This is a genomic window from Microbulbifer sp. MLAF003 (genome assembly GCF_030012965.1).
GTDB classification, from domain to species: domain Bacteria; phylum Pseudomonadota; class Gammaproteobacteria; order Pseudomonadales; family Cellvibrionaceae; genus Microbulbifer; species Microbulbifer variabilis.
Map to the genome: position 1 here is coordinate 2,822,742 of NZ_CP120232.1, position 22,874 is coordinate 2,845,615.

Consider the following 22,874-nt stretch of genomic DNA (forward strand, 5'->3'; position numbering starts at 1 on the left):
GCCTATGCAAGAAAATAATAAAGAAAAGGCAGGTAAACCCGGTTTTGGCCAGATAGTGCTCAGCACTCTGGCCGCGGCAATCGGCGTTCAGAGTAACAAGAATCGACAGCGTGATTTTCAAAGCGGTAGCATGGTGAACTATGTTATCGCCGGTATTCTCTTCACCACATTTTTTGTACTGGCATTGGCACTCATTGTGAAAACTGTTCTGGGCAATATGGGCTAAGAGCGTAGTCAGAAATCAAGCGACTACGACTAAAGAAACCGATAGGACTAGTCCGCTGCCTTTGCTAACATCCTAAAAAAATGAAGGTAGGAGGCCCGGTAATGCCTAGCTCCGGGCCATTGGGTTACTAGCGGGTAGCAACCCAGAAAACACAGGTGGCAACAAAAATAGCGACTAGAGCCACGGCGGCTATAGCGTCTACAAAATTGTCTTCTTCCGGGGTAACAACTACTTCTTCATTCATCGAATCACTCCGATTGCTCATTATTGTTATGCAAAGTAGATGAGCCGCATGGAACGGCCAGTCAAGTAGAGCAAATCTCCGTTTATCGCGCAAGACAGCATATGCGAGCAATTCCTTTTCCGTTATAACCGTTAGTTACAGATATAGCGGAAAATATTGTTATTTATTGCATAAGAGCGCTGGTATGTTATGCGCCAGTGGAGATTTATCCGGGGCTCGCCCCTTTCTCCACCATCAGCGCACAAAGGCAATGGAATCAAGCTGTTATGTATCGATACGACGACCGGGATCGCGCCATCATCAACGATCGCGTGGCCCAGTTCCGCGGCCAGACGGAACGTTATCTCGCTGGCGAGTTAAGCGAGGAACAATTCCTGCCGCTGCGCCTGCAAAATGGCCTCTATATTCAGCGACTGGCCCCCATGTTACGCATTGCCGTACCTTATGGCCTGCTCAATAGTACCCAGTTGCGCCGCCTCGCTCGTGTGAGCCGCGATTACGACAAGGGTTATGCCCACTTCACTACGCGCCAGAACCTGCAGTACAACTGGCCGCAGCTGGAAGATATACCCTCTATTCTGGCCGAATTGGCCGAAGTGGAAATGCACGCTGTACAAACCAGCGGCAACTGTATTCGCAATACGACTTCAGACCCCTACGCCGGCATTGCCCTCGACGAAATCGCCGACCCACGCCCCTACTGCGAACTTATCCGTCAGTGGTCCACCTTCCATCCTGAGTTCGCCTTCCTGCCGCGCAAGTTCAAGATTGCCGTGAGTGGTTCAGAACAGGATCGCGCCGCCATCCGCGTACACGATATCGGCGTACAAATCATCAAGCGCGGCGAGGAAATCGGGTTTCAGGTGCTGGTTGGTGGCGGCCAGGGCCGCACACCGGTTATTGCCGAAACCATTCGTGACTTCCTACCTGAAAAGGACCTGCTGTCCTACCTGGAAGCCATTGTACGCGTATACAATCAGCTGGGCCGCCGCGATAACAAATACAAAGCGCGCATTAAAATCCTGGTAAAAGCCCTTGGCCCAGAGGAATTTGGCCGCCGGGTAGAAGAGGAATGGCAGCATATTAAAGATGGTGCAGAGAAGCTGACCCAGGAAGCTTTGCAGTGGGCCAAGTCCTTTTTCACATCACCTGAATACAAAGAGTTTGACAGCGCCAGTACGCAGGACGCGCTACAGCAACAAGCGGATGGCAATAAAGCTTTTGCCCGCTGGCTGGAACGCAATACCTACCCGCATCGGGTACCTGGTTACCGCGCTATCAAGCTATCCACCAAGCCCACCGGCGTACCCCCTGGTGATGTAACCGACAGCCAACTGGACGCCATTGCAGAGCTCGCCGACAACTTCAGCTTTGGTGAGGCCCGTGTCACCCACGACCAGAATGTAGTACTCGCCGATGTGGAGCAAGGCAAGCTGTATGATTTATGGCAGCAGGCGCGTAAGTATGGCTTCGCCACCCCAAATATCGGCACCCTGACCGATATGATTTGCTGCCCCGGTGGTGACTACTGCTCCCTTGCCAACGCCAAATCCATCCCCGTAGCCGAAGCAATCCAACGCCGCTTCGACGATATGGATTACCTATATGACCTGGGCGACCTGAACCTGAATATCTCCGGCTGTATGAATGCCTGTGGCCACCACCATGTGGGGCATATAGGAATTCTTGGCGTCGATAAAAAGGGCGAGGAATTCTATCAAATCCAGCTTGGAGGTAGCGCCTCCAACGAGGCAAGCCTGGCCAAAGTACTGGGCCCGAGCTTTTCCCGCGCAGAAGTCCCTGAAGTGATTGGTAAAATTCTCGACTTTTATGTTGAGCAGCGCCAAGCCGAAGAACCCTTTATCGATACCTATAACCGCATCGGCCTGCAGCCCTTCAAGGAGAGAGTCTATGCCAAAGCCAGCTAAACTGGGCCCGCAGCCGGGCAATCCCGCCGAGCTGATCCTCAATGGCGAGGTTAGCCCCAATGAGTGGCAGCTGATACCCCAAGTTGAAGCTGGCGAAGATTTTGATCTGTCTGCTTTACCCGATGGCAAGGTAATCCTGCCCTTGCGCCAGTGGAAAGATAATCAAGAAGCTCTCGCGGCTCGCCATGATGAAATCGGCGTCTGGCTTGATAGCGAGGAAGGCGCGGAGCTGATTGGTGATGAGGCTGTAGAACTTCCACTGATCGCTATAAATTTTCCTGCTTTCGCCGATGGCCGTGGCTTCACAGCCGGCCGCCTACTGCGCGAGCGGTTTGGCTTTAAAGGCGAATTGCGGGCTGTGGGTGGTTTTATGCGGGATCAGCTTACCTACCTTCAACGCTGTGGCTTTAACGCTTATGCTTTTGAGGGTGAACAGCCCCTTGTCAGCTTAAAAGACTCCCTAAGTGATTTCGGTGACAGCTACCAAACAGGAACAGACCAACCCCTGCCAATGTTCCGTAGGCGCTTCTGAGGCAATATTTTGTAAGATCTGCCCCTGCCATCCAGCGTAGAGGCAGATCACCGCTTCCCATCCTCATTGATTCCCAGGCCACGCAGCGCAAATCCCAGGATACCCTCCAACTCAGACCTGCTCCTGCCCGACCGGGACAGGGATGCAGTGCCGTGAAGCAGAGCCACCAGGTATAAAGCCACCTTTTCCGCCTGTCGATCTAAACCCAAGTATTGGGAGTCAGCATCACTCTGAAAGAAACGCACCAGCAAACGCATATTCTCCTCATCAGCCGCTTTTAAGGCCTGTATAGCTGCCTTGGGAAGCCCTTCTCCAGCAGTCTCCGACAGACCCTGGGCCAAATAGCAGCCCTTAGGGGTCTCTTCGGCCAACTGGCCCCTGACGGTTGCAAGGAGGAAACCAGAGATCCGCTGAGTCAGCGTCAGCTTATCGTCACTTAAATAAGCCAAGCGATCTTTGGCATGTTTTTCTAAATATTGATGTAAAGCCTGCACGAAAAGCGCTTCTTTATTTCCAAAAGCAGAATAAAGACTGGGCTTATTGATCCCCATAGCCCCGGTTAAATCTGCTAAAGATGTCCCCACATATCCCTTCTTCCAGAACACTCGCATCGCAGCATCCAGTGCGCTCGGCTTATCAAACTCAAGTCTACGCCCCGCCATAGTGAAGTCTCTTCAAAAAACCATTTGACAATATTGTACCGATCAGTACACTTCAGTTCAAATCATACCGATCGGTACAGATTGAAGATAGTAATCACTCACAGGAGAATCAGGATGGGTATTTCCGTTCAAGGCAAAGTTGCACTGGTCACCGGAGCCAATCGCGGTATTGGCAAATCCATTGTGGAAACCTTTATTGAGGAGGGGGCAAAAAAAGTCTATCTGGCGGTGCGAAGCCCCGGGACCACAGCTGAGTTCACTAGAAGATACGGTGCTAAGGTAGTCCCCGTGCAACTGGATGTTACGGATGGCAATGGAATAAAAGCACTAGCAAAAGAAATCCAGGACTTGGATATCCTGGTCAACAATGCCGGGGTACTAGCTCCTACGGAACCCCTTGGCGAGCAGGTTGAAGAGTCTCTGCAGCACGAGTTGAATGTAAACCTATTCGGGCTAGTAAGGATTGCCAAGGCCTTTGCACCTCAACTGGAAAAGAACCGCGGCGCACTGGTCCAATTGAATTCTGTCGTATCTCTGCGTGCCTTCACCCAGGTGAGCACCTATTCCGCCTCCAAGGCCGCAAGCTACGCAATAACTCAAGCCCTTCGAGAAACACTTGGAGAGCGTGGAATACAAGTACTCAGCGTGCATCCAGGCCCGATAGAAACCGATATGGCCAAACAGGCAGGATTGGAGGAGGGAGAGGCTCCCAGTACTGTAGCCAAAGGCATTGTTGAGTCCCTCGCAAACGGGGACTTTCACCTATTCCCAGACCCTATGGCTAAGATGTTTGAGGCCGCCTATCAAGGATTCTCAGATACGATTGTCACTGCAGATTTCAGTGAATAATTGTCAAGCAAAATTAGCTAAACATTGATAACCAAATAACCCGCGATGTTTAATGACTAGCGCCTGCTATTATTAACACATCGCGGGTTTCAGCATGCAAATGTCTTAACAAATTAGAATGGATGGCACTACTAACTACAGTGTCAATATTGATTGGGCAGCCGCAGTAGCTTCCTTCTCATCGGCATCGCGATGCAAGGTAAAAGAACGATATTGATCGCCTCGCAGACCAAATCTACGATCAACTTCTGCCAAGCAGTGCACCATTCCCCCTCCAGAATAAAAGAAAGTTCAATTTCTTTTGAACTAAGAAGACCTGAATTCTTAAACTCAATCTCCTGGTAACATCCAGATTTTGAAGAAAAGTTCCCTCCCCTCAGGTACCCCTTCTCGACATCCGCTTTCACCATGCTAAATCCACCCTGCTCTATCGCCGCGATCACCTTTTCGACAACAGGTAAGGGCCGTACTTGCAGAAGATCTCTATCCTTAGGATCGAGCGCAAAATCAATATCTAACACGGTCTCTAACCAAACCCGACATTGGTTCTTGCGCGTGTTAAGTGCGGTTACCGGAGTTTCGTCATTCAATTTAAGCTCAAAGGGTAACTGCTTGGATTCATTAGCATTGATCAAAAATGGTTCCAGAGCCTGAATTTGATCCAGGACAAATTGCTGGTAACTAACGCCGTTATCATTTTCAATTTTCACCTCAGTACAGAGTTTCAAATTGATAGCATCAATCTGTTGTTCCACCTCTCCACCGGCGATATGAATGTTTCCTTTAAGGACACCGCCTTGAAGTATGCTGCTACTTTCCAATACTGTATCAACCTTTGCGGCACCAATACCCAAAGAGGCCTTTAACTTTTGAAACATGAACTTCCCCAAAACACTGACAAGTTAGAATTGATACTGAGTATTAACATGGCCTAAATACTTGGCCACAGCCCCTAATTGCACATCATTATCAGAGGCAACCCAATAATCCGATTCTGCTGAAGCATATCCTTACTCGAGATATTTCTCAATTATTGCTGTTTGCCAATCATTAACATTGCAAGACCCGCCCCCAAAGCTGAAAAAAGATCATATTATGAAGCGTCCATCAACCCTATTTTTAAATTTGGATCGATATATTGAAGAAAATCGCTGGGCTAAAATTATCATTTTTTATCGTCAATCTTCCCCCTACCGATAAAGCGCCCCAAAGATCTGATTAGCCCCACTTTTCAACCCAAATTGCCACTAAGGCCTCAAAAATTCCACCTTTGGCATAGGGACATTTCTTAGTAGTTTTACCTTGATCACCTCAACTAAAATTGCATGTATGCCCACTGCCAAACTACGGAGTACCTGCAACTCATAGTCTGTATCCCATAATAATATAGACCGAATATTCAGGGCCCCAGTCTAGCGGCTATTAATGTGAGCGATGTATATATGTTGGAGTATGCTTCAATAACCTGAAGGAATAATTATTGATTATTCTTTTTAAATCCTTATAAGAAACAGATATTAAAATTTACCTCAAATCTTACGTTATTTTTCTATATAACAGAGAACACCTAAAAGCAACTTTCACCAGAAGACGAAAACTAACACTTACTCGGCGCCACCTTCCGAGGGTCGTGCAGTTTCGGTGGGCTGGCATTGCCGCCGTGTTGCTTCAACCAGTTGCAGGCGTTAATGATGTCATCTGCCAGGCCATGTATTGCATTCAGATTAAGGTGTGGGCGCACCACTATTCGCAAGGTATTTACTGATTGGGCGTTTGGCGGCATCGAATAAGCTGACAGAACCCAACCCCGCTCACGGACCTTATCTGAAATATCATACTCATTAAAGTTGGTGATTTTATTATTCAGAGTCATCGCCACTACCGGGATACGCTGAGTCTTGTTCATAATCTCAAAGTAGCCACTATCCACCAAACGATTACGTAAAGTCTGAGCGTTATCCAAAGTATGCTGCATAATATCCTGGTAACCCTTAAAACCGAGACGAATAAAGTTGTAATACTGGTAGGCAACAGTGGAGGCATTGCGACTAAAGTTCAATGTGGCAGTAGGCATCTCACCACCCAAATAGTTTACATAAAACATCAAGTCCTCATCAAAAACAGCACGCTCTCTAAAAATTATCCAACCTAAACCTGGCGGCACTAAGCCAAATTTATGACCGGACGCGTTGATAGATTTAACTCTCGGCAGGCGAAAATCCCAGTGGTAATTCGGATATAAAAACGGGTTCACAAATCCACCGGATGCAGCATCAATATGCATAGGGACATCATGGCCAGTAGTTTCCTGATAACTATCCAACCAATTATGGATCGCACGGAAGGAATCATCCTCACCGGTAAATGTCTGCCCCGCAATAGCCACCACTGCTATTGTATTCTCATCTACTAACGTATCCAGGTGTTCACTGGTAAAACGGTAATGTCCAGGCTTAAGCGGGGCAATGCGTGGCTCTACATCAAAATAGCGCATAAATTTTTCCCACACAATTTGTACATTGGCACCTGTGACCAAGTTAGGCCTGCCCCCATCTTTACCTGTTTTCTCTCGCCTCTTACGCCAGCGCCATTTATGGGCCAGACCCGCCAACATACAAGCTTCTGAAGAGCCTATTGTCGCTGCACCATAGGGTTCTACATTCTTCGGGCCATTCCAAAGTTCGTGCAACCAGCGCACCATCCGTGCTTCCATAGCAAAAAGCTGGGGATACATATCATGATCGATATAATTTTTGAGATAGTGCTTTTTTGCCACTTCAAAAGCTTCGGGCTCAGTAAAGGTGGTGACAAAGGACGACAGGTTCATAGCCGGTTTGGCGTCAGACCAGGTTTCACTGGTTACAATGGATTCGGCGGCATAAGCACAAATACTGTCACGGGGAAAGTGATCTTCAGGAATATCCTCATTGTACTCATCAAAAAACAGGTCGAACGGAGACTTCTCTCTCATAGCCAACCTCCTTGCCATTAATCTGCATCAATGAAGGGCCGCTGCATATCCCCCTCTTTATACCAAGAGGGTTTTTACATATGGATGTTTTGCAACAACATAGCAGTAGAAACCAAAATGCCACCAGGCACCAAGGCAACATAGACCCTGTGACCAGCTACAACCAGCTGTTTAGGAAGGAAAAGGAGCTAGCAAATGAGAGCACCCTGCTTTTGGGTAAGACGCAATATGATATTACCTGATTCGATATTTAGCCGGTGGTTACATAAGCCGCCAGCTAAACATTCTTAAAGTGGCTTAGCCAGGAACGCCATGTTTGGTATAGATATCAAAACGTCCTGACTTACCCTCAAGCGAGAGCGTGGGCTTTTTTTCACCCAGATGCGGAGCCTGCTTCGGGCGCTTGACCACGGTACGGTAATAACAGGCCTTAAGCGCGGGCTCAAGTAAAGCATCCGCATCTTCGTCTGCTCCTACCAAATAGTGGAAAGCCACCATCTCTTTTTTTACTTTGGCACTTTTGCCCCGTGGCGGGAACATTGGGTCCAGGAAGACAACAGGCCAGGAACCTTCCGCTTGCTGTGCCAGCCAGTCAGCAGAAGAGTCTTTTCGATCAGTAAGGGACAATCGCTCAGCCACCAATATCAACTCTGGATCAAGGACTGCAGCTTCCTGCAGCCTCCTCAAGCCATCTTGCAGCAACAAATACACCACTGGGTTACGCTCTAACATCAGGACTTCACAGCCCAATGATGCCAAAACAAAGGCATCACGTCCGAGCCCTGCGGTCGCATCCAAAACACGGGGGTGAAAACCAGGCCGTATACCAACAGCTTTAGCGACTGGCTGCGCTTTACCGCCACCATATTTACGCCTGTGCGCCATAGCCCCACCAACAAAGTCCACAACCACTGGTCCCGGTGCTTTTTTTCCTGTCGCGCACAACTGTAGTTGCTCACCGCAACGTAGCACCTGCGGAAAATCACAAATTTCTGTGGGATCTTCAACACCCAGGCAGGGAAGGTCAAGCTGGTTGGAAAGTTGCTCAGCAGCGGCAAGGTAATCTTTGGCCGCCGCGATAATGGCCAATGCTGGACTCACCACTACTCCTAAAAATCGTTAGATGGTGCGTGATGCTACCCCGGATTTTCCAACCATTCCAGAGCTTCAGACTTCTCATTCGAGTTAAACGGGCGGACTTCTGCGCTGATAAAATGACAAACCAAATGCGGCATAAAACTTAAAACAGGGTTGTCGGACACCACCGCAATTTTTTGTATGTGTTTATGGTGATCGTGCACAAAACGAAAATGAGTAATCATCGCGACGAAATTTTCCCATCCAGCAAAATCCTCTGCGTCGATCATTAGTCCTTCTATTCTGCCCTGTTCCCTGATCACTGGATCTACTTGTGACGCCAGCTGATGGAAATCTTCTGCAGAAAACTTTCCCTTGGGGCGAATTTCTAGGATTTTGTGTCCCTGACACCATTTGTGCTCGATCATTCTGTTAAAATAGCTTTGGGCCGCCTAAACAGGCGACCCTCACCGATCTCCTAGTTCCTACTTTCTGTTCTATCTATTGCTGGGGCTGGCCAGAATTACTTTCCATTCCCTCATCAGTGCCCGTGTCAGTATCACCGGGATTACTTTCCATATTTTCAGCACCCTCTACTGCTTGCTGGGCTTCACTGGAGGCTTCATCAACAGCTTCACCAGCGGGGCTTGCCGTGCTCGGCTCTTCCTGTGGGGTTGAATCATCAGGATTGCCACTAGCAGTCTCTGCATCTGCTTCCCCAGGCTCCGGGGTTGGTCCGCCGCTCGAGGGAACTGAGCCAGAGCTAGTAGAAGTGCTACCCCCAGGAGGTGTGGGATCTGTCTGATCGGATTCCTGTGGCACCTGGGTATCGGGGTTACCCATGCCATCAGGTGGTGTGGTGGTGCCGTTAGGCGAAGAAGAATCACTACCACTGCCGCTACCCGACGGCGTGGAGTTATCGTTCATTTGCTCGCTCTTTGGCTGATCCATCGAGTCATAGGCTTCTTTGGCCTTGTGTTCGCCACTGCGAGACATAAAGTATCCGATGATCAGTAACAAAATGATCAATGGAATCAATAGCTTCTTCATACGTCGACCTCTCGACCCCAAGCGGTTTCTGGAAAACACTTATTGCAAGGCCGGCTAAGCGCCTGGGCTTTTGGGCCCACGGCAGTGAGCACTATAGGCTTGCCTCACACTGCATCCCTGCGGCAATAATAGCTGGCCCTAAGGCCTTTTGACGCCAGCGCCAAGTAATTCAACGCATATCGACTAAAAGAAGATGACGCCAATACTGATAAGAATAACTCGGCATTGGCGTACTTCAAGGAGGTAACCTCCACTTGGAGAGTTTGGATTGCTGTAAATAGCAGGCAACTTACAACCAACAGTTCTATTCAACAAAATTAGATCAACAAAGTTACTGGCGGCGCTCTTAAAGCACCTATCCTCGAGTGGTGAATTCATTGAGCTCTGCTAAGAGCTCCTCTGCATCAGATTCCACCACTGCGGCATCGCAGCTGCGCAGTTGTAGCCGTCCATAACTATCCAGACTGGCAAAGATCAAATAACGCTCCCCTTTCTCAAGCTTGGTATCGCAAAACTCCAGCCCCAAACGAAATGTGATTTGATCTGCCACAGCCCCCTTCCATATCTGTTCAGGAACAGCCGAATAAACATAGCCTGAAATTGCTGTGACACCCGGCTCTGAGAGAGCGCTGTCTACATCCCTATGAATTCCTATAACCTCCACCTGAGCTACCACCGCCGCTTCGGTAAAACGCATCTCCAGGTTGGTAGTAGGCACACCCAATACTCCTTCTTCTGCATGTCCCATATGAGGCATCAAATTGAGGAAAATTAAGACAAACCCCAGGGAGAGCGTTATTAGGGTGGCTTGACGGGACACAGGCTTTCTCCATTATTCGTATTGTCGCTACTGTAGAAATAGCACAACCCGGAAGAACCCTATTTTGATTTTAAACTTTCAGCAAGAAATTATGAAAAAAGCGTTTACCGGTCAGTATTCATGGGTTTCAACTGACAGGGAAGCCCGGTCATCTCAACCAATGAATTATATGAAACATGCCGGGCTATTAGTGTCAAGGCTTGTCTTCCACGCAAAACATGAGTAAGCACACGCGACAAGGCAATTAGAGCCCCATTAATGGCTACTGGAAATATTGAAGATAGTTGGCCGCCTTTACAGGCAGCCTAACCCAATACTTCTATAGAAAATCACTTCAGCTGAAGTTCAATGATCACTGTAAGTTAAACGATAAATCTTATGGGCAAAATCATCTGAAATCAGCACACTGCCATCAGGCATCTCCAGGAAGGCCACCGGGCGTCCAAAAGTCGTTTCATCCCGCATAAAACCAGTAATCACAGGTTTATAGTTGGTGATTCTATTCTCTTCTACAGTAGCTAACATCACACGATAACCCGACTTCTTGCTTCGATTCCAGGAGCCGTGTTCCGCAACCAAAAGGTTTTTCCTGTAATCATCAGGAAATTGATTGCCAAGGTAAAAGTGTATTCCCAGAGGTGCGACGTGGGCACCCAAATTTAGTACTGGTGCGGAATAATCACTAACCTTCCTATCTTGACCAAATTCAGGGTCTGCAATATCAGCGCCATGAAAATAGGGGTAACCAAAATGCTCTCCTTCGTAGCTTACCCTATTAATTTCACAAGGCGGGATATCATCTCCCATCATATCCCTGCCATTATCACTGAACCACAACTCATTTGTCTGCGGGTGAAAATCAAAACCCACAGTATTTCTCACTCCATTAGCTATTACTTTTGTTTCCTTTGAAGCCAGATCTAAAGAAAATATCTTGGAATAGCGTTTATCTGCATCACAAATATTACATGGCGCACCAACAGGAACTATTAAATTACCCTTTTTATCGAAACGTAAGAATTTCCAACCGTGATGCCTATCAGACGGGAACTGATCATAAACCACTTCAGATTTGGGCTTATCAAGATTTTTATCTATATCAGGAAAACGAATAATTTTATTAATATCGGCCACATACAAATCGCCATTTTTATAGGCAACCCCTGTCGGCGCTCTTAAGTTTTCCATGAGCAACCAACGCCGATCTGCTTTTCCATCATTATTTGTATCTTTGAAAGCATATATCTTTTTGGCGCTGAAAGAGCCAGAAAAAACAGTACCTGACTCAGAAAGTGCCAGTTGCCGTGCAGTCTCTACATCTTCAGCAAAGTAACTAAGCTCAAAGCCATCCGGCACCTTTAGTTGTTCAAGGGTAATCTCAGCTTGCACTACTGATGAGAGCAATAAACTAATTAGCAGTATTTTTTTCATGGGACGCAGTCAACAGACAAAATGCTATCTTAGCTTTAGATGCACTTTTTGACTAACCAATAAAGACTGTATGAGACAGAAACCTGCGAGAATAAGTTAAGCGACCTAAAAGAAACTCTTTAAAAGCCCTATCGCCCCCCTTTACGAATGGCTGTTGCCACCAGCTATGGTTTGCTACCGGCACTATTAGCCCTGAGTTTACTACCCCTGCCTGAAAGTAAGGTCAATGATTAAACAAACATAAAAGTAGAAGAGCAACCCTGCCACATCTGTAAAGGAGGATTGATACTGAGGAGGTCAAAAGGGATTAATTAGGACCGCAGCGCCTACGACTATTAAGTTAGGCGCTGCGAGTGTCACTCTAGAGGCAACTAAGCCTCATGCCGCTTATAGCGGCAACAGCTCGAGCTCTACACGACGGTTAGCTTGGCGGCCTGATTCAGAGTCATTACTAGCCAGCGGATAACGCTCACCATAACCGACAGCCTGTACACGACCGTAGGCAACACCGCTATTACTGAAGAAGCTAGCTACCGAATTAGCGCGCTGTTCACTCAAGGACTGGTTGTAAACGTCAGAGCCAGTGCTGTCAGTATGGCCACTAACACGGATGGCTGTCTTATCAAACTCCTGTAAAACAACAGTCACAGATTCCAGAGTATCGTAAAAGTCAGTTCGAATATCGGAGCGGTTGGTACCAAATGTGATATTGCCAGGCATGATCAGACGGATGTTATCGCCCTCACGCTGAACACGAACACCACTGCCCTCCAGGCGCTGTCGCAAAGCCATTTCCTGGCGATCCATATAATAGCCAATGCCACCGCCAATGGCTGCGCCACCCAAGGCCCCGGTGAGAGCCCCTTTCTTACGGTCTTTCTTACTCGCAGTTGCCGCACCGACAATTGCACCAGCTACAGCGCCAATTCCTGCCCCTTTGGCGGCATTACTGGTTTTACTCTCACCGGTGTATGGGTCCAAAGTGGAACAACCCACCAGTGAGCCCATTGCAAGAATTGCTACCCAATGTTTCATTATTGGTTCTCCTAACGCACTTTTAATAAACGGGTATTGGGATGCACTGAGCCCAGTGCTCCTGCACAGTCCCTACAGTATTCAGCACGCTAGCTGACCGGCGGCTGAATCGACCCTACGAAATATTGTGAAGGCTAAGATAAACTGATCATCAGTTCTATTGACCAGTCCCCATTGCGCATCATCGATTACTGCGACGACGATGCACTAGCGTGCAGTTTCGCCACTAGAGAAGTGTTTACCCCCTTCTTCCACAAAATCTGTGGATAACTCTGTGCATTAATCGACAAAGGTCAGCGCCACATGGCGTAATCCCTTGCCTATAGCATTTTGCACATTTTTTAAACTCTTGAGTTTTGCCAATAAAAACAACAGGTTAGATAAAGCAAAATTTTTAATGTACCGGCTGTTTTAGTGTATACAGGTAGTTGTCAGCAGCATGTTTGCATGTGGAAAAGTTTGTCAATACCTCCAGCACCAGAGGACAAACTTTTTTTAGACGCATTTGTGCTTACTCCCACAACTCAATGGCACGACTTTAATCATTCACATCTACAGGCTATCCCCTGCTAATAATGTGGCGGCTTCTCATCTTGCTGCTTTGCTCCACCCTGCATTTCGAAAGTTATCGCACTGTACTTTTCTCCCAACTCACGAATGCGTGCAATCAGGCTCCGGATATCCAAATCCTGGCGAGCAATAACGTCATTAAGTTGAGCGATAGTATCCTCCTGGAAAGCGAGACGGCTCTCCAGCTCATCAATACGCTCAACCAGCTTTAAAATTTCATCACTCATCACAGCAGCCCGTATAAGGTTTCCACCAACCCTACCGCGCGCCGGTCCATAAACAAACTCTGCCCCAGCCTTGTTGTGACATACCCCAATCCCAAGCCACATTCAGGATCGGCGAATCCGACACTGCCACCGGCACCCGGATGACCAAAGCCTTCAGGACCACCAAAACGCAAATCCGCAGCGTTACTGCTGCGAATAAAACCACAACCAAAACTCACTTCGGCCTGTAGCACTTTATCTCGGCCGCAACTTTGCTCCCGTGCAGCCTCTTTTACCCATTCTATTGGTAAAGTTTCGGGGTTGCCCTTTGACAGATCGCCGTACACTGCTGCCAGGTCTCGCGCACTGAAATGTCCATTGGCAGCGGGAATCAATGCTCCGCGCCACTCGGAGCTGTTGGTTCCCATCATCAGGCTAACGGGATTGCTAAACGCCATTGAAACCGGACCCTTGCGATCTTCTTTTATTGCACGACCAATAGCATTTTCACGCAACTCTGGAAGCGGCTGTTTGAGGGGGCTGACATCAGCTATACGCTGGGATTTGTGTCCATTAGCGCCAAAGCCCCCATCGAGATCGAGGGGTTTGGCTAACATTTCCCGATAAAGTTCCAATAAGGGCTTTTGCGCTACCCGCTCGATCACCCCACCCAAGCTCCAGCCGTACAAAAAAGGGGCGTAGCCCTGCTGAGCTCCAGGAGCCCACCAAGGCTCAGTACGAGCCACTTCATCACATGCCGCCTGCCAGTCATAAATCAGGCTATCCTTTACCCGCCCACGGAAGGCAACCAAACCACTACGGTGGCAAAGTAATTGGCGTGCCGTGACACTGTCCTTACCTCGGGAAAATTCCGGCCAGTAGTCTGCCACAGGGCGGTCCAGATCCAGGTTACCAGCAGCTACTTGTTGCATAGCAAGCAGTGCGAGTATGCCCTTACTGGAAGAAAATACATTGGCTAGAGTATCTTCTGTAAAAGGGCGTTCGGCATCCCTATCAGCGCTACCGGCCCATAAGGAACAGATCAATTCTCCATGCTGGCGCACCGCAAAGGCCGCGCCGGTATCCCCACACTCGCGAAAATTTTTGGCGAAAGCATCATAAAGTGCCTCAAACCCAGGGGCGCAAAGGCCATATATTTCCATGTATCTATGTCCAGATAATTCGGGTAACTCTATTGGAAGCCCGCAAGGTTAATTTCTTCCCCTCTCTGGCGCAAATCGGTAGTATTGCGCGTCTATCGCGAGGGACAGTTATGACTCAAGAAATCGCCATCCAGGATCAAATTCAGGGCAACCACTGCTTTGGTTGTGGCCCGGACAACGACCAAGGGCTGCGTATCAAGAGCTATTGGAGTGGCCAGAATCAAACCCGCTGTGAGTTTACTCCCAGCCCGTTTCACAATGCTGGTCCAGCAAAGTATTTGAATGGTGGTATTATCGCCACAGTGATTGATTGCCATACTATTTGTACGGCTATCGCTGATGGCTATGTACAGGCCGGGCGCGATGTTGGTACTGGGGAGAAAATCTGGTACGCAACCGGTAAGCTCGATATCAAATACCTGGCTCCAGCTATGATTGATAAACCACTAATCCTCGAAGCCTCTATTGTCGGACGCGGCCCCAAAAAAACCGTATTACACTGTAGCCTTATCAGCGATGGCCGTTTATGCGCCAAGGCTGAGGTTGTGGCAGTACGTGTTCCAGGTGACTGGTAGCCACTCCCAACAAGAAAAATACTTTCTGATGAATTTTTAGCTCAGGTCACATGGACTCAGGGGTGACCCTATCTCTCGGAGCTTCTACCCCTCTCTGCTCAAAAAGCAGGCAGGCCTGATGAGCTGACAATTTTCAAACTTCAGGTACCTCCTCCGTATCCTCCAGCCTGTGGCCACAAAACTTACAGTATTCCGCATCGGGATCATGGGCGCTGCGACTGCAGTTGTGGCAAGCCAGCTGGGTACGCTCGCGATTCATCTCTCCCGCCAACTCCGCGGTCAAAATCCCTGTGGGAACTGCAATGATTGAGTAACCTATCAACATCGTCATCGCTGCAATTGCCTGCCCCAGTGGCGTCTGTGGCGAAATATCCCCATAGCCTACAGTCGTAATGGTGACAATTGCCCAATACACGCTGGTGGGAATACTGGTAAAACCATGACCAGGCCCCTCTACTACAAACATCAGGGAGCCAAAGATAATACACATTACAAATACGCTAGAGTAGAACACCAGAATTTTTCGCCGCGCAAGCCCCAAAGCACGCAACAAAATATTGGCATCCCTCAGGTAGCGAACCAGCTTAAGTATCCTGAAAATACGCAGCACCCGCAGTAAGCGGATCACCAGCAAATAGGTTGCACCGGTATAGAGCAGGGCCAGATAACTTGGCAGGATTGCGAGTAGATCGACAATTCCATAGAAGCTGAAAATATATTTACGGCGATTCACCGAACAATAAATTCGTGCGAAGTACTCTATGGTAAACAACCCGGTAAAGACCCACTCCAGACCGATGAGCAGCGAACCGTAACGATCCGCTACAGCTCCAATCGAAGCCAGTAAAACCAGGGACACACTGATCAAAATCGCCCAGATCAAGAAAACATCAAAGTTGCGTCCGGCGGGAGTATCTGTACCGAAGATCACCTCATTGAGCAGTTTTCGACGTCCTGTTAACGCCATCTATCACCTCAACCACTTGCTGCTATCAATTTTCGGCGGAATTCTAACCTTTAGGAGGAACTTGGTCGCCTCTAATTTTCACCGGGCCCACTGCCGGTCAGCTAGGTCCCCTTTGACTTCTTCCACACCTCGGGCACAATCGCGCTCCGACCAAAAATCACAATTGTTTATCGGGGAGCCCTCAGCCATGGCCAAGGAAAATCGTCTCGTCTATTCCACCGATCGCGGCCGTATAAAAGAAGAACCCTCTGCAGAAAAGCGCCATGAGGGGGATGGCATAGTACGTATCCACAGGGAGACCAAGGGACGCAAGGGTAAAGGGGTGACCTGCGTGCGCGGGATCGCAGGTACTGATCGTGAATTGAAATTACTGCTGGCAGAATTGAAGAAACGCTGTGGCTGCGGTGGTGCCTTGAAAGACGGTGTGATTGAAATCCAAGGCGACAAGCGCCCGGAAATCAAGGCCCTTCTCGAGTCCAAGAACTATAAGGTCAAGCTGGCCGGGGGTTAAACGGTTCGCAACAGGCGAAGTGGACTCAGCTGCAGCTGCCTTTCCCGCTCCAGACAGCGTCTCAACAAGGCTGCCAACTGTACCTGATAATACTCCAGAATCACCGATCGGGCATATTTACAACGAGACTCCATTGACCGCACAGCTGCCAATGCCTCTTGGTGTTGCTGCGGCAATACCTGTAGGGTTTCACGCTTAGCCTTGATGCATAGGGCTCTACCAAGACCCTGCGATCTCAATAACTCAGAAGATTCTACTGTAGCGAAAGTCGCATCCAATTCCCGAGCACTCAAGGCCAGATATTTCTGCACCAGCTCCCGTTCTGACAGGTTTTGCGATAGATGCCGGGCAAATAACCCCAAACTGGTACTAAACCCGGCAAGCCGCTCCAGATGAGGCTCTAGGGAATCGTATGCAGAAAGATGGCGCAGTTGGTTGCGCGCCTCTTGGCGTTCCTTCGCCGGCATGGTTACCAGAGCCAGACACAAGCGTTGGTAAAACGCGGTATAGATATGCTGCAGCTGCTTTTCACTCTCTTCCAATTCGGATCGTTTCAGCGCAGCCAACTCTTGAGCCGATGCAAGACTGCCACTTTTTAGTGAGTAATCCTGGGGGTCGATACGCAACTTGTTCCTAATCATTGCCGCACCCAGCTGCATTGTTGCCATACGAGCTCGCAACATCCGGCTACGCTCGCGCACCTCACCCAAATCAACCAACTTGCCTCGCAACCAATCGACAATGGCCTGCAGATCCATCTCCTGCATTTCTTTAGATGCTGGTCGACTCAACGGCAGCAAAGAAAACGGAGGAAGACGATTAAAGTACTCTTCCAAAGTCTGCACTGCCTCGTCTACCTCACGGCTGGAACAGAGCAAGCGGCGATTTTCTACTACTTGGCAATCAGCCCCAGCGCTGGAAGCAGTGCAGGCCATTGCCAATTCAGTAAAATTGGCGAATAGCTCCGGCATAGAGACTTCCCATTTGATACGAGAGCCCAGGTCACGCCGGCTTACCACCTCAATACGCTCTAAATCCGCCGCCTCACACACATCCCAGGGATCACTTGCCTGCCCCATGGCTAGCTCTATAGCCTTACAGGTTTCTTGGTCCAGATTCTCAAACGTCCAGGCTATCGCAGTAGGGATATTTTCAAATCGTTGACCCAGGGCAGCGGCCTCACGGGCGGTCTCTGAGACAATCAAATCCGCGTGCACCAGTCGGTGCCACCTTTCGGCAAACCCCGGAAACACCTGACTACCAATCAAATCTGCCGCCCACAGATCAGCACGTGACTCTAGGTAACGGGCACTACTACGGGTAATGAATCGGTGCAGGTTTTCGAGACGCTCCACTAAAGGCAATAAAAAGTGGCCACAGATGACCAGCATGCGATGAAAGGGTTTCTGGAAAATACTGGGCTCTCCACTTGTACACAGGACACTGCGTTCGTTCTCTAGAGCCCACTGAACTAACTCAAGGCGGCGCAAACCATCCAATACCAACCAGGCCAATAATCCGGTTAGTTTCCCCTGGTAGATACCAATTCCACGGCCCACCAAAGCTAGGGCCTCACTGCCACGTAGAGCCGTCACGCTGGCGAGCCCCAAATGAAGTGGTAATTGCTGGCGTATTACCTCGGAAAGTGTGGGTGAGCTGAAAATCTGGGCGTTGGGACTTAGAACAATCTCATTCACTTTCGGCAGACTGGTTCTTCGGGAAAGCTGTTCAAATAAACGCAGAAGGTCCTTACCTTGGGCTCGATCGAGGGGTATCTCACCGAGTTTGGCCCAAGCACTTCTCGGAAACCACAGGTAGGGCGCAGCCAGGAGCAGAAAAAGAAAACCACACACAGCAATCGCAATCAAACTGGATACAATAACGCTGCCATTCAAATCGCCCTGCCATACTGCAAGCGGAATCTGCCAGAAGGCAAAACCGGCCCCATACAAACACAGGCCAGCAACTGTCAAAAAAATAGCGGGCAGCACTATTGCCGGCAAAAAACCCAATAAAGCTCTGCCAACACCGGAGGGCACAGTAACTTTCTTATCACTGATAATTTGCTCTATTCCCTTTGAGGGTTCTAAGGTCCTTGAGCCCTCCGATTGCACAGCAGCTTTAGGGGACTGACTGTACTCTGGTGGTACCCCTGGGCCGCTGCCAATAATGCTATTTTTGTTGAAGGACCTCCCCTTGGCTGTCTGGGCTTTGCGCCTCTGCGCTACCTTAATACGGGCAATTAACTGCTGATTATCAAATTTTCCTGCAGGGCAGACCTCCACTCTCAAACCAATTTTGTGAAGACCGGCGCGATACTCCAAGGCACGGGCAGATTCCAGCTGATCTCTGATAACCCACCCTTTCAATAGAAACCTTCGAGCTTGGGCTTCTGGGATTGAAAACAGCTTCGTAGCATCCCGCACCACTTGATCCGAATCTTTGGCGTGAAGTGTCCTTCCAGTGGAAACTACCTGGTAAAGTTCCTGGCTCGCCATTCCCCTCTCCTGTCACCTAGTGACACATATTGTCACATTCTTTACATCTTGCGCGCAGGGTAAAAGATTCAAGAGAAAACGGGTGCGCACCAGTTCTCAGGAAACCATTCAAGGTTACATAATTGGCAAGAAAGGAGGCAAAGTGCACAGTTTTTCGTGCGCCTCGCAGTTTTTCTGTGGTCAGGGAGTAAAGATATGAAAGGTCCGATCAGCCAGTTCAGGAATTGTCAGCCCCCTATCCCTGGGTTCGAACCAGCTATAAGTGTGGCTTAGTGCGCCAACTAAAAGCCGCCGCACAAGTGCCGGGTCATCACCAGGGCATTTGGCCGCAACAATTGCATCCAACCAGATCCGCTCATACTCTTCGCGCAGCTGCAATACCTCTTCCTGGCTCTCCTCAGACAAGCTGCGCCACTCCATTACCAGAATGGAAAATCCTGGTACGGCTTGTTCGTGGATAGCCTCGAGCTCAGACTGTATGCAAGCCCGCAACTTTTCTTGCGGACAGCCCGCACTCTCTGCAGCACTACGCATTCGAGCACTGGCAAATATGGTGACCTCTTTCATTACCGCGCAGAGAATCTGCTCTTTACTGGCAAAATGGTGAAAAATACTGCCAGAAAGTATGCCAACTTCCGCAGCTAGATCACGCACTGTGGTGCGGGCAAATCCCCTTTGCTCGAACAGACGCGCAGCGGCATTCAGTAAACGTCCGCGGGGAGAGGCAGGGTCAGTTAGCATACCCTGCTCTACCAGAGTACCAATTAATTCTTGTGGTGACAGTTGAGTCGGCACCTCCACCAGCACTTGCGCACTCTCTCGCACGTATCTCTCCAAAATTTTTTCGGGTAATTAACCCGGAATATTAGCGGCCCAATGAATTTCAAATCAAATAGATGCCAGCTATTGAATACCAAGCGCTTGCTTGGTAGCGTTAAGCTATTCTGCGTTTTCTCACACGCAGGCGCAAGCGCCAACAAGAACAATAAAAACTGAATAAGCCGTGAGGCCGTAAAAAAGGAAACTTTCATGCGCTATCAAAGCCAGCTGCGCTCAGGCAGCTTTAGCGAGCAAACCTATATCGTCACCGGCGGCGGCAGCGGTATTGGCCGCTGTATCGCCCACGAATTGGCCAGCCTCGGCGCCCATGCAGTATTGATCGGGCGCAAACTGGAGAAGCTGGAAAGGGTTGCCGGTGAAATCAATAACGATGGTGGCGAGTGCAGTTTATTCAGCCTGGATATTCGCGATGAAGAAGGAGTGCAGGAGACAGTGGGGCAAATAGTCCAGGCCCGGGGCCAAATTCACGGATTGGTGAACAATGCCGGTGGCCAGTTCCCCTCCCCCTTGAGCAGATCAACACAAGAGGTTTCGATGCCGTTGTACGCAGCAACCTGCTCGGTGGCTTTTTAATGTCCCGAGAAGTTTTTGTGCAGTCGATGAAACAGCACGGCGGCAGTATCGTAAATATCACCGCAGATAACGCCGGCGGCATGCCAATGATGGGCCATTCCGGTGCCGCCCGCGCGGGCATGGAAAATATTTCCGAAACCTCCGCATTGGAGTGGGCACCTTTTGGCGTTCGAGTTAACGCCGTGGCGCCAGGCTATATTCTCTCAAGCGGCTTTGATACTTACGACCCCAAATTCCTGCGCGAGCTACTACCAGGCTTCCGAGACAGCATTCCCCTCTACCGATTGGGAGAAGAAGCAGAAGTTAGTGGGGCAGTGTGCTTCCTACTTTCCGATGCCGCCAGCTATATCACCGGACAAACGCTGCGTATCGATGGTGGCTCAAGTCTCAAGCATCACTCCCCCTTTGGCAGCCACAAGCCGCCAACAACTCCAAGCGCTTTAATGGATTCCACCGCAAACGCCGGCCCCAAGTTGTGGAAGAGCTGGAAGCGGAGGGTAAGCTCTAATGCAGCCGATTGATTCCCAGCTCGACAACCGCTCGGCAGAGTTCAATGACAACCAAGCTGCCATGCTCGAGCAGATCAACCAGTTTCGTGAAGCTGAGCAACGTCCGGTTCAAGCTGAAAAAAGTAAGGCTGCCCGCTATCGTGATCGGGGCTGGCTGCTGCCAAGGGAGCGCCTCAATTTATTGCTCGACCCCGGCGCACCTTTTGTAGAGCTGTGCTCCCTCGCCGGCTATAAATTGTTTGACGACCAGGATGGTACCGGTGCGGGTGGCGGAGCCATTTGTGGTATTGGCCAGATCAGCGGGCAACGTTGCATGGTTCGAGTGGATAACTATGCCGTAAAAGGTGGCACCATCTCACCAGCCGGGATGGATAAAGCCCTGCGAATGCAGCGGATCGCTCTGGAAAATCATTTACCAATAGTCGCCCTGGCGCAAAGTGGTGGCGCCAATCTGATGTACGCCAGCGACACTTTTGCTCCCGGTGGGCGGGGTTTTGCCAACCAGGCGCGAATGTCCGCCGCCGGTATTCCGCAAGTTACTGTGGTACACGGCGGCGCTACTGCCGGCGGCGCCTACCAGCCGGGCCTGTCAGATTATGTCGTTATGGTGCGCGGACAAACCGGCATGTACCTGGCTGGGCCGCCGCTGCTGAAAGCTGCCACCGGTGAAATTGCCGATGCGGAAAGCCTCGGCGGAGCAGAAATGCACTGTACCGAGTCCGGCAGTGGCGATTACTTAGCAGAGAACGACGCCGATGGTATTCGCATAGCAAGAGAGATTGTTGCCGCCCTACCCTCACCCATTAAAAGCTCAGTACAAAAAGATTACCGAGACCCACTGCACCCTATCGACGACCTGCTCGGCCTGATTCCAGCAGACAGCAAAAAGCCCTACGACGTGCGCGAAATTCTGGCTCGTATCGCCGACGGCTCCGCCATGCTGGATTTCAAGCCGGAATTCGATCGACAAACCGTGTGCGGCCATATTCGTATCGAAGGCTTCCCTGTGGGAATTATTGGGAATAACGGCCCGATCACCCCCAAGGGCGCCAACAAGGCCGCGCAGTTTATTCAGTTGTGCGAACAGAGTGGCACGCCACTGCTGTTTTTGCATAACACCACCGGGTTTATGGTGGGTACCGAGGTGGAGCGCAACGGCATCATCAAGCACGGCGCCAAAATGATTCAGGCCGTGGCCAATGCCAGCGTACCAAAACTCAGCATTGTCGTAGGTGGCTCCTATGGGGCCGGCAACTACGCCATGTGCGGTCGCGGATTCGATCCCCGCTTTATTTTTGCCTGGCCCAATTCCCGCACCGCCGTTATGGGCGCAGCCCAGGCCGGCAAGGTTATGCGCATCGTCACCGAGCAAAAAATGCAACGCAGCGGCAATGTCGATGAGGCGGTATTAGACAAATTGGAAAACGACACCAGCGCATTTATGCAGGGCAATTCCGATGCTCTCGCCTGCAGTGCGCGCCTCTGGGATGACGGCATTATCGATCCCCGCGATACGCGCAAACTTTTAGGCATGTTGCTAGAAATTTGCAATGAGGCCGAGCAGAGAAAACTCAACAAAAATACCTTTGGCGTAGCTAGGTTTTAACGAAAAACCTGGGCAACAAGGAAGTGCGGTT

Annotated in this window: 21 protein-coding genes and 1 pseudogene; 8 read left to right on the top strand and 14 right to left on the bottom strand. The window is 49.8% G+C overall.

Annotation, left to right across the window (positions count from 1 at the left end; translation table 11 throughout):
- The first annotated feature begins 4 nt into the window (after positions 1-4).
- From P3339_RS13460 to P3339_RS13470, 3 genes are all read left to right on the top strand, one after another.
- Positions 5-226 (top strand): DUF2970 domain-containing protein, encoded by a 222-nt coding sequence (locus P3339_RS13460; RefSeq protein ID WP_020415128.1) that lies wholly within the window; start codon positions 5-7, stop codon positions 224-226.
- Positions 227-736: 510 nt separating this feature from the next.
- Positions 737-2,398, top strand: a complete 1,662-nt coding sequence (locus P3339_RS13465; protein WP_282950806.1) for a nitrite/sulfite reductase — start codon at positions 737-739, stop codon at positions 2,396-2,398.
- Positions 2,382-2,930, top strand: a complete 549-nt coding sequence (locus P3339_RS13470) for a DUF934 domain-containing protein (protein ID WP_282950807.1) — start codon at positions 2,382-2,384, stop codon at positions 2,928-2,930. Before P3339_RS13465 ends, P3339_RS13470 begins: the two co-directional genes overlap by 17 nt.
- Positions 2,931-2,977: 47 nt before the next feature.
- Here the strand turns inward: P3339_RS13470 and P3339_RS13475 are convergent, their stop codons facing one another.
- Entirely contained in the window at positions 2,978-3,592 is a 615-nt protein-coding gene (locus P3339_RS13475; protein ID WP_282950808.1) for a TetR/AcrR family transcriptional regulator, read from the bottom strand.
- A gap of 114 nt (positions 3,593-3,706) precedes the next feature.
- On the opposite strand from P3339_RS13475, the gene P3339_RS13480 reads away from it, so the two are divergent.
- A complete protein-coding gene (locus P3339_RS13480) occupies positions 3,707-4,441 on the top strand; it encodes an SDR family oxidoreductase (RefSeq protein ID WP_282950809.1) in 735 nt (244 codons plus the stop codon).
- Between the two features lie 143 nt (positions 4,442-4,584).
- Here P3339_RS13480 and P3339_RS13485 read toward each other — a convergent pair whose 3' ends face one another.
- The 10 genes from P3339_RS13485 to P3339_RS13530 all read right to left on the bottom strand — a co-directional run bounded on the left by P3339_RS13485 (position 4,585) and on the right by P3339_RS13530 (position 14,764).
- Positions 4,585-5,319, bottom strand: a complete 735-nt coding sequence (locus P3339_RS13485) for a sporulation protein (protein WP_282950810.1) — start codon at positions 5,317-5,319, stop codon at positions 4,585-4,587.
- A 719-nt stretch (positions 5,320-6,038) separates the two neighbouring features.
- Positions 6,039-7,412: a glutamate decarboxylase gene (gad, locus tag P3339_RS13490; protein ID WP_282950811.1), complete on the bottom strand. Its 1,374-nt coding sequence runs from the start codon at positions 7,410-7,412 to the stop codon at positions 6,039-6,041.
- Positions 7,413-7,709: 297 nt separating this feature from the next.
- Positions 7,710-8,513, bottom strand: a complete 804-nt coding sequence (locus P3339_RS13495; RefSeq protein WP_020415119.1) for a class I SAM-dependent methyltransferase — start codon at positions 8,511-8,513, stop codon at positions 7,710-7,712.
- A 35-nt stretch (positions 8,514-8,548) separates the two neighbouring features.
- The gene (locus P3339_RS13500; protein WP_020415118.1) at positions 8,549-8,917 is read right to left on the bottom strand and encodes a SpoIIAA family protein; all 369 of its coding nucleotides are present in this window, start codon (positions 8,915-8,917) and stop codon (positions 8,549-8,551) included.
- Positions 8,918-8,990: 73 nt separating this feature from the next.
- The gene (locus P3339_RS13505; protein ID WP_282950812.1) at positions 8,991-9,539 is read right to left on the bottom strand and encodes a hypothetical protein; all 549 of its coding nucleotides are present in this window, start codon (positions 9,537-9,539) and stop codon (positions 8,991-8,993) included.
- A 355-nt stretch (positions 9,540-9,894) separates the two neighbouring features.
- A complete protein-coding gene (locus P3339_RS13510) occupies positions 9,895-10,359 on the bottom strand; it encodes a hypothetical protein (RefSeq protein ID WP_282950813.1) in 465 nt (154 codons plus the stop codon).
- Between the two features lie 345 nt (positions 10,360-10,704).
- Complete coding sequence (locus P3339_RS13515; RefSeq protein ID WP_282950814.1) at positions 10,705-11,790, bottom strand: PQQ-dependent sugar dehydrogenase; 1,086 nt, start codon at positions 11,788-11,790, stop codon at positions 10,705-10,707.
- Positions 11,791-12,177: 387 nt separating this feature from the next.
- The gene (locus P3339_RS13520; RefSeq protein ID WP_020415114.1) at positions 12,178-12,825 is read right to left on the bottom strand and encodes a YiaD family glycine zipper/OmpA-like lipoprotein; all 648 of its coding nucleotides are present in this window, start codon (positions 12,823-12,825) and stop codon (positions 12,178-12,180) included.
- Positions 12,826-13,394: 569 nt separating this feature from the next.
- Positions 13,395-13,622: a SlyX family protein gene (locus tag P3339_RS13525; RefSeq protein WP_282950815.1), complete on the bottom strand. Its 228-nt coding sequence runs from the start codon at positions 13,620-13,622 to the stop codon at positions 13,395-13,397.
- On the bottom strand, positions 13,622-14,764 hold the full coding sequence (locus P3339_RS13530) for a serine hydrolase domain-containing protein (RefSeq protein ID WP_282950816.1): 1,143 nt from the start codon (positions 14,762-14,764) through the stop codon (positions 13,622-13,624). Before P3339_RS13530 ends, P3339_RS13525 begins: the two co-directional genes overlap by 1 nt.
- 110 nt (positions 14,765-14,874) lie before the next feature.
- Here P3339_RS13530 and P3339_RS13535 point away from each other — a divergent pair, with 110 nt between their 5' ends.
- The gene (locus P3339_RS13535; protein WP_282950817.1) at positions 14,875-15,339 is read left to right on the top strand and encodes a PaaI family thioesterase; all 465 of its coding nucleotides are present in this window, start codon (positions 14,875-14,877) and stop codon (positions 15,337-15,339) included.
- A 133-nt stretch (positions 15,340-15,472) separates the two neighbouring features.
- Here the strand turns inward: P3339_RS13535 and P3339_RS13540 are convergent, their stop codons facing one another.
- Positions 15,473-16,306 (bottom strand): ion transporter, encoded by an 834-nt coding sequence (locus P3339_RS13540; protein WP_282950818.1) that lies wholly within the window; start codon positions 16,304-16,306, stop codon positions 15,473-15,475.
- Between the two features lie 187 nt (positions 16,307-16,493).
- On the opposite strand from P3339_RS13540, the gene yciH reads away from it, so the two are divergent.
- The gene (gene yciH / locus P3339_RS13545; protein WP_282950819.1) at positions 16,494-16,817 is read left to right on the top strand and encodes a stress response translation initiation inhibitor YciH; all 324 of its coding nucleotides are present in this window, start codon (positions 16,494-16,496) and stop codon (positions 16,815-16,817) included.
- Here yciH and P3339_RS13550 read toward each other — a convergent pair.
- On the bottom strand, positions 16,814-19,315 hold the full coding sequence (locus P3339_RS13550) for a hypothetical protein (protein ID WP_282950820.1): 2,502 nt from the start codon (positions 19,313-19,315) through the stop codon (positions 16,814-16,816). The genes yciH and P3339_RS13550 overlap by 4 nt on opposite strands.
- A 180-nt stretch (positions 19,316-19,495) precedes the next feature.
- On the bottom strand, positions 19,496-20,140 hold the full coding sequence (locus P3339_RS13555) for a TetR/AcrR family transcriptional regulator (RefSeq protein WP_282950821.1): 645 nt from the start codon (positions 20,138-20,140) through the stop codon (positions 19,496-19,498).
- Positions 20,141-20,344: 204 nt separating this feature from the next.
- Here P3339_RS13555 and P3339_RS13560 point away from each other — a divergent pair.
- Together P3339_RS13560 and P3339_RS13565 are read left to right on the top strand one after the other, a co-directional pair.
- Positions 20,345-21,249: pseudogene (locus P3339_RS13560) on the top strand (SDR family oxidoreductase).
- Entirely contained in the window at positions 21,236-22,843 is a 1,608-nt protein-coding gene (locus P3339_RS13565; RefSeq protein ID WP_282950822.1) for an acyl-CoA carboxylase subunit beta, read from the top strand. The pseudogene P3339_RS13560 and the gene P3339_RS13565 overlap by 14 nt, the downstream one beginning before the upstream one ends.
- The last annotated feature ends 31 nt before the right edge of the window (positions 22,844-22,874 follow it).

Coding starts and splice junctions, on each gene's coding strand:
- P3339_RS13565 (WP_282950822.1), top strand. CDS start 21,236: ATGCAGCCGATTGATTCCCAGCTCGACAACCGCTCGGCAGAGTTCAAT.
- P3339_RS13505 (WP_282950812.1), bottom strand. CDS start 9,539: ATGAAGAAGCTATTGATTCCATTGATCATTTTGTTACTGATCATCGGA.
- P3339_RS13525 (WP_282950815.1), bottom strand. CDS start 13,622: ATGAGTGATGAAATTTTAAAGCTGGTTGAGCGTATTGATGAGCTGGAG.
- gad (WP_282950811.1), bottom strand. CDS start 7,412: ATGAGAGAGAAGTCTCCGTTCGACCTGTTTTTTGATGAGTACAATGAG.
- P3339_RS13480 (WP_282950809.1), top strand. CDS start 3,707: ATGGGTATTTCCGTTCAAGGCAAAGTTGCACTGGTCACCGGAGCCAAT.
- P3339_RS13515 (WP_282950814.1), bottom strand. CDS start 11,790: ATGAAAAAAATACTGCTAATTAGTTTATTGCTCTCATCAGTAGTGCAA.
- P3339_RS13535 (WP_282950817.1), top strand. CDS start 14,875: ATGACTCAAGAAATCGCCATCCAGGATCAAATTCAGGGCAACCACTGC.
- P3339_RS13460 (WP_020415128.1), top strand. CDS start 5: ATGCAAGAAAATAATAAAGAAAAGGCAGGTAAACCCGGTTTTGGCCAG.
- P3339_RS13470 (WP_282950807.1), top strand. CDS start 2,382: ATGCCAAAGCCAGCTAAACTGGGCCCGCAGCCGGGCAATCCCGCCGAG.
- P3339_RS13465 (WP_282950806.1), top strand. CDS start 737: ATGTATCGATACGACGACCGGGATCGCGCCATCATCAACGATCGCGTG.
- P3339_RS13540 (WP_282950818.1), bottom strand. CDS start 16,306: ATGGCGTTAACAGGACGTCGAAAACTGCTCAATGAGGTGATCTTCGGT.
- P3339_RS13475 (WP_282950808.1), bottom strand. CDS start 3,592: ATGGCGGGGCGTAGACTTGAGTTTGATAAGCCGAGCGCACTGGATGCT.
- P3339_RS13520 (WP_020415114.1), bottom strand. CDS start 12,825: ATGAAACATTGGGTAGCAATTCTTGCAATGGGCTCACTGGTGGGTTGT.
- P3339_RS13530 (WP_282950816.1), bottom strand. CDS start 14,764: ATGGAAATATATGGCCTTTGCGCCCCTGGGTTTGAGGCACTTTATGAT.
- yciH (WP_282950819.1), top strand. CDS start 16,494: ATGGCCAAGGAAAATCGTCTCGTCTATTCCACCGATCGCGGCCGTATA.
- P3339_RS13485 (WP_282950810.1), bottom strand. CDS start 5,319: ATGTTTCAAAAGTTAAAGGCCTCTTTGGGTATTGGTGCCGCAAAGGTT.
- P3339_RS13550 (WP_282950820.1), bottom strand. CDS start 19,315: ATGGCGAGCCAGGAACTTTACCAGGTAGTTTCCACTGGAAGGACACTT.
- P3339_RS13500 (WP_020415118.1), bottom strand. CDS start 8,917: ATGATCGAGCACAAATGGTGTCAGGGACACAAAATCCTAGAAATTCGC.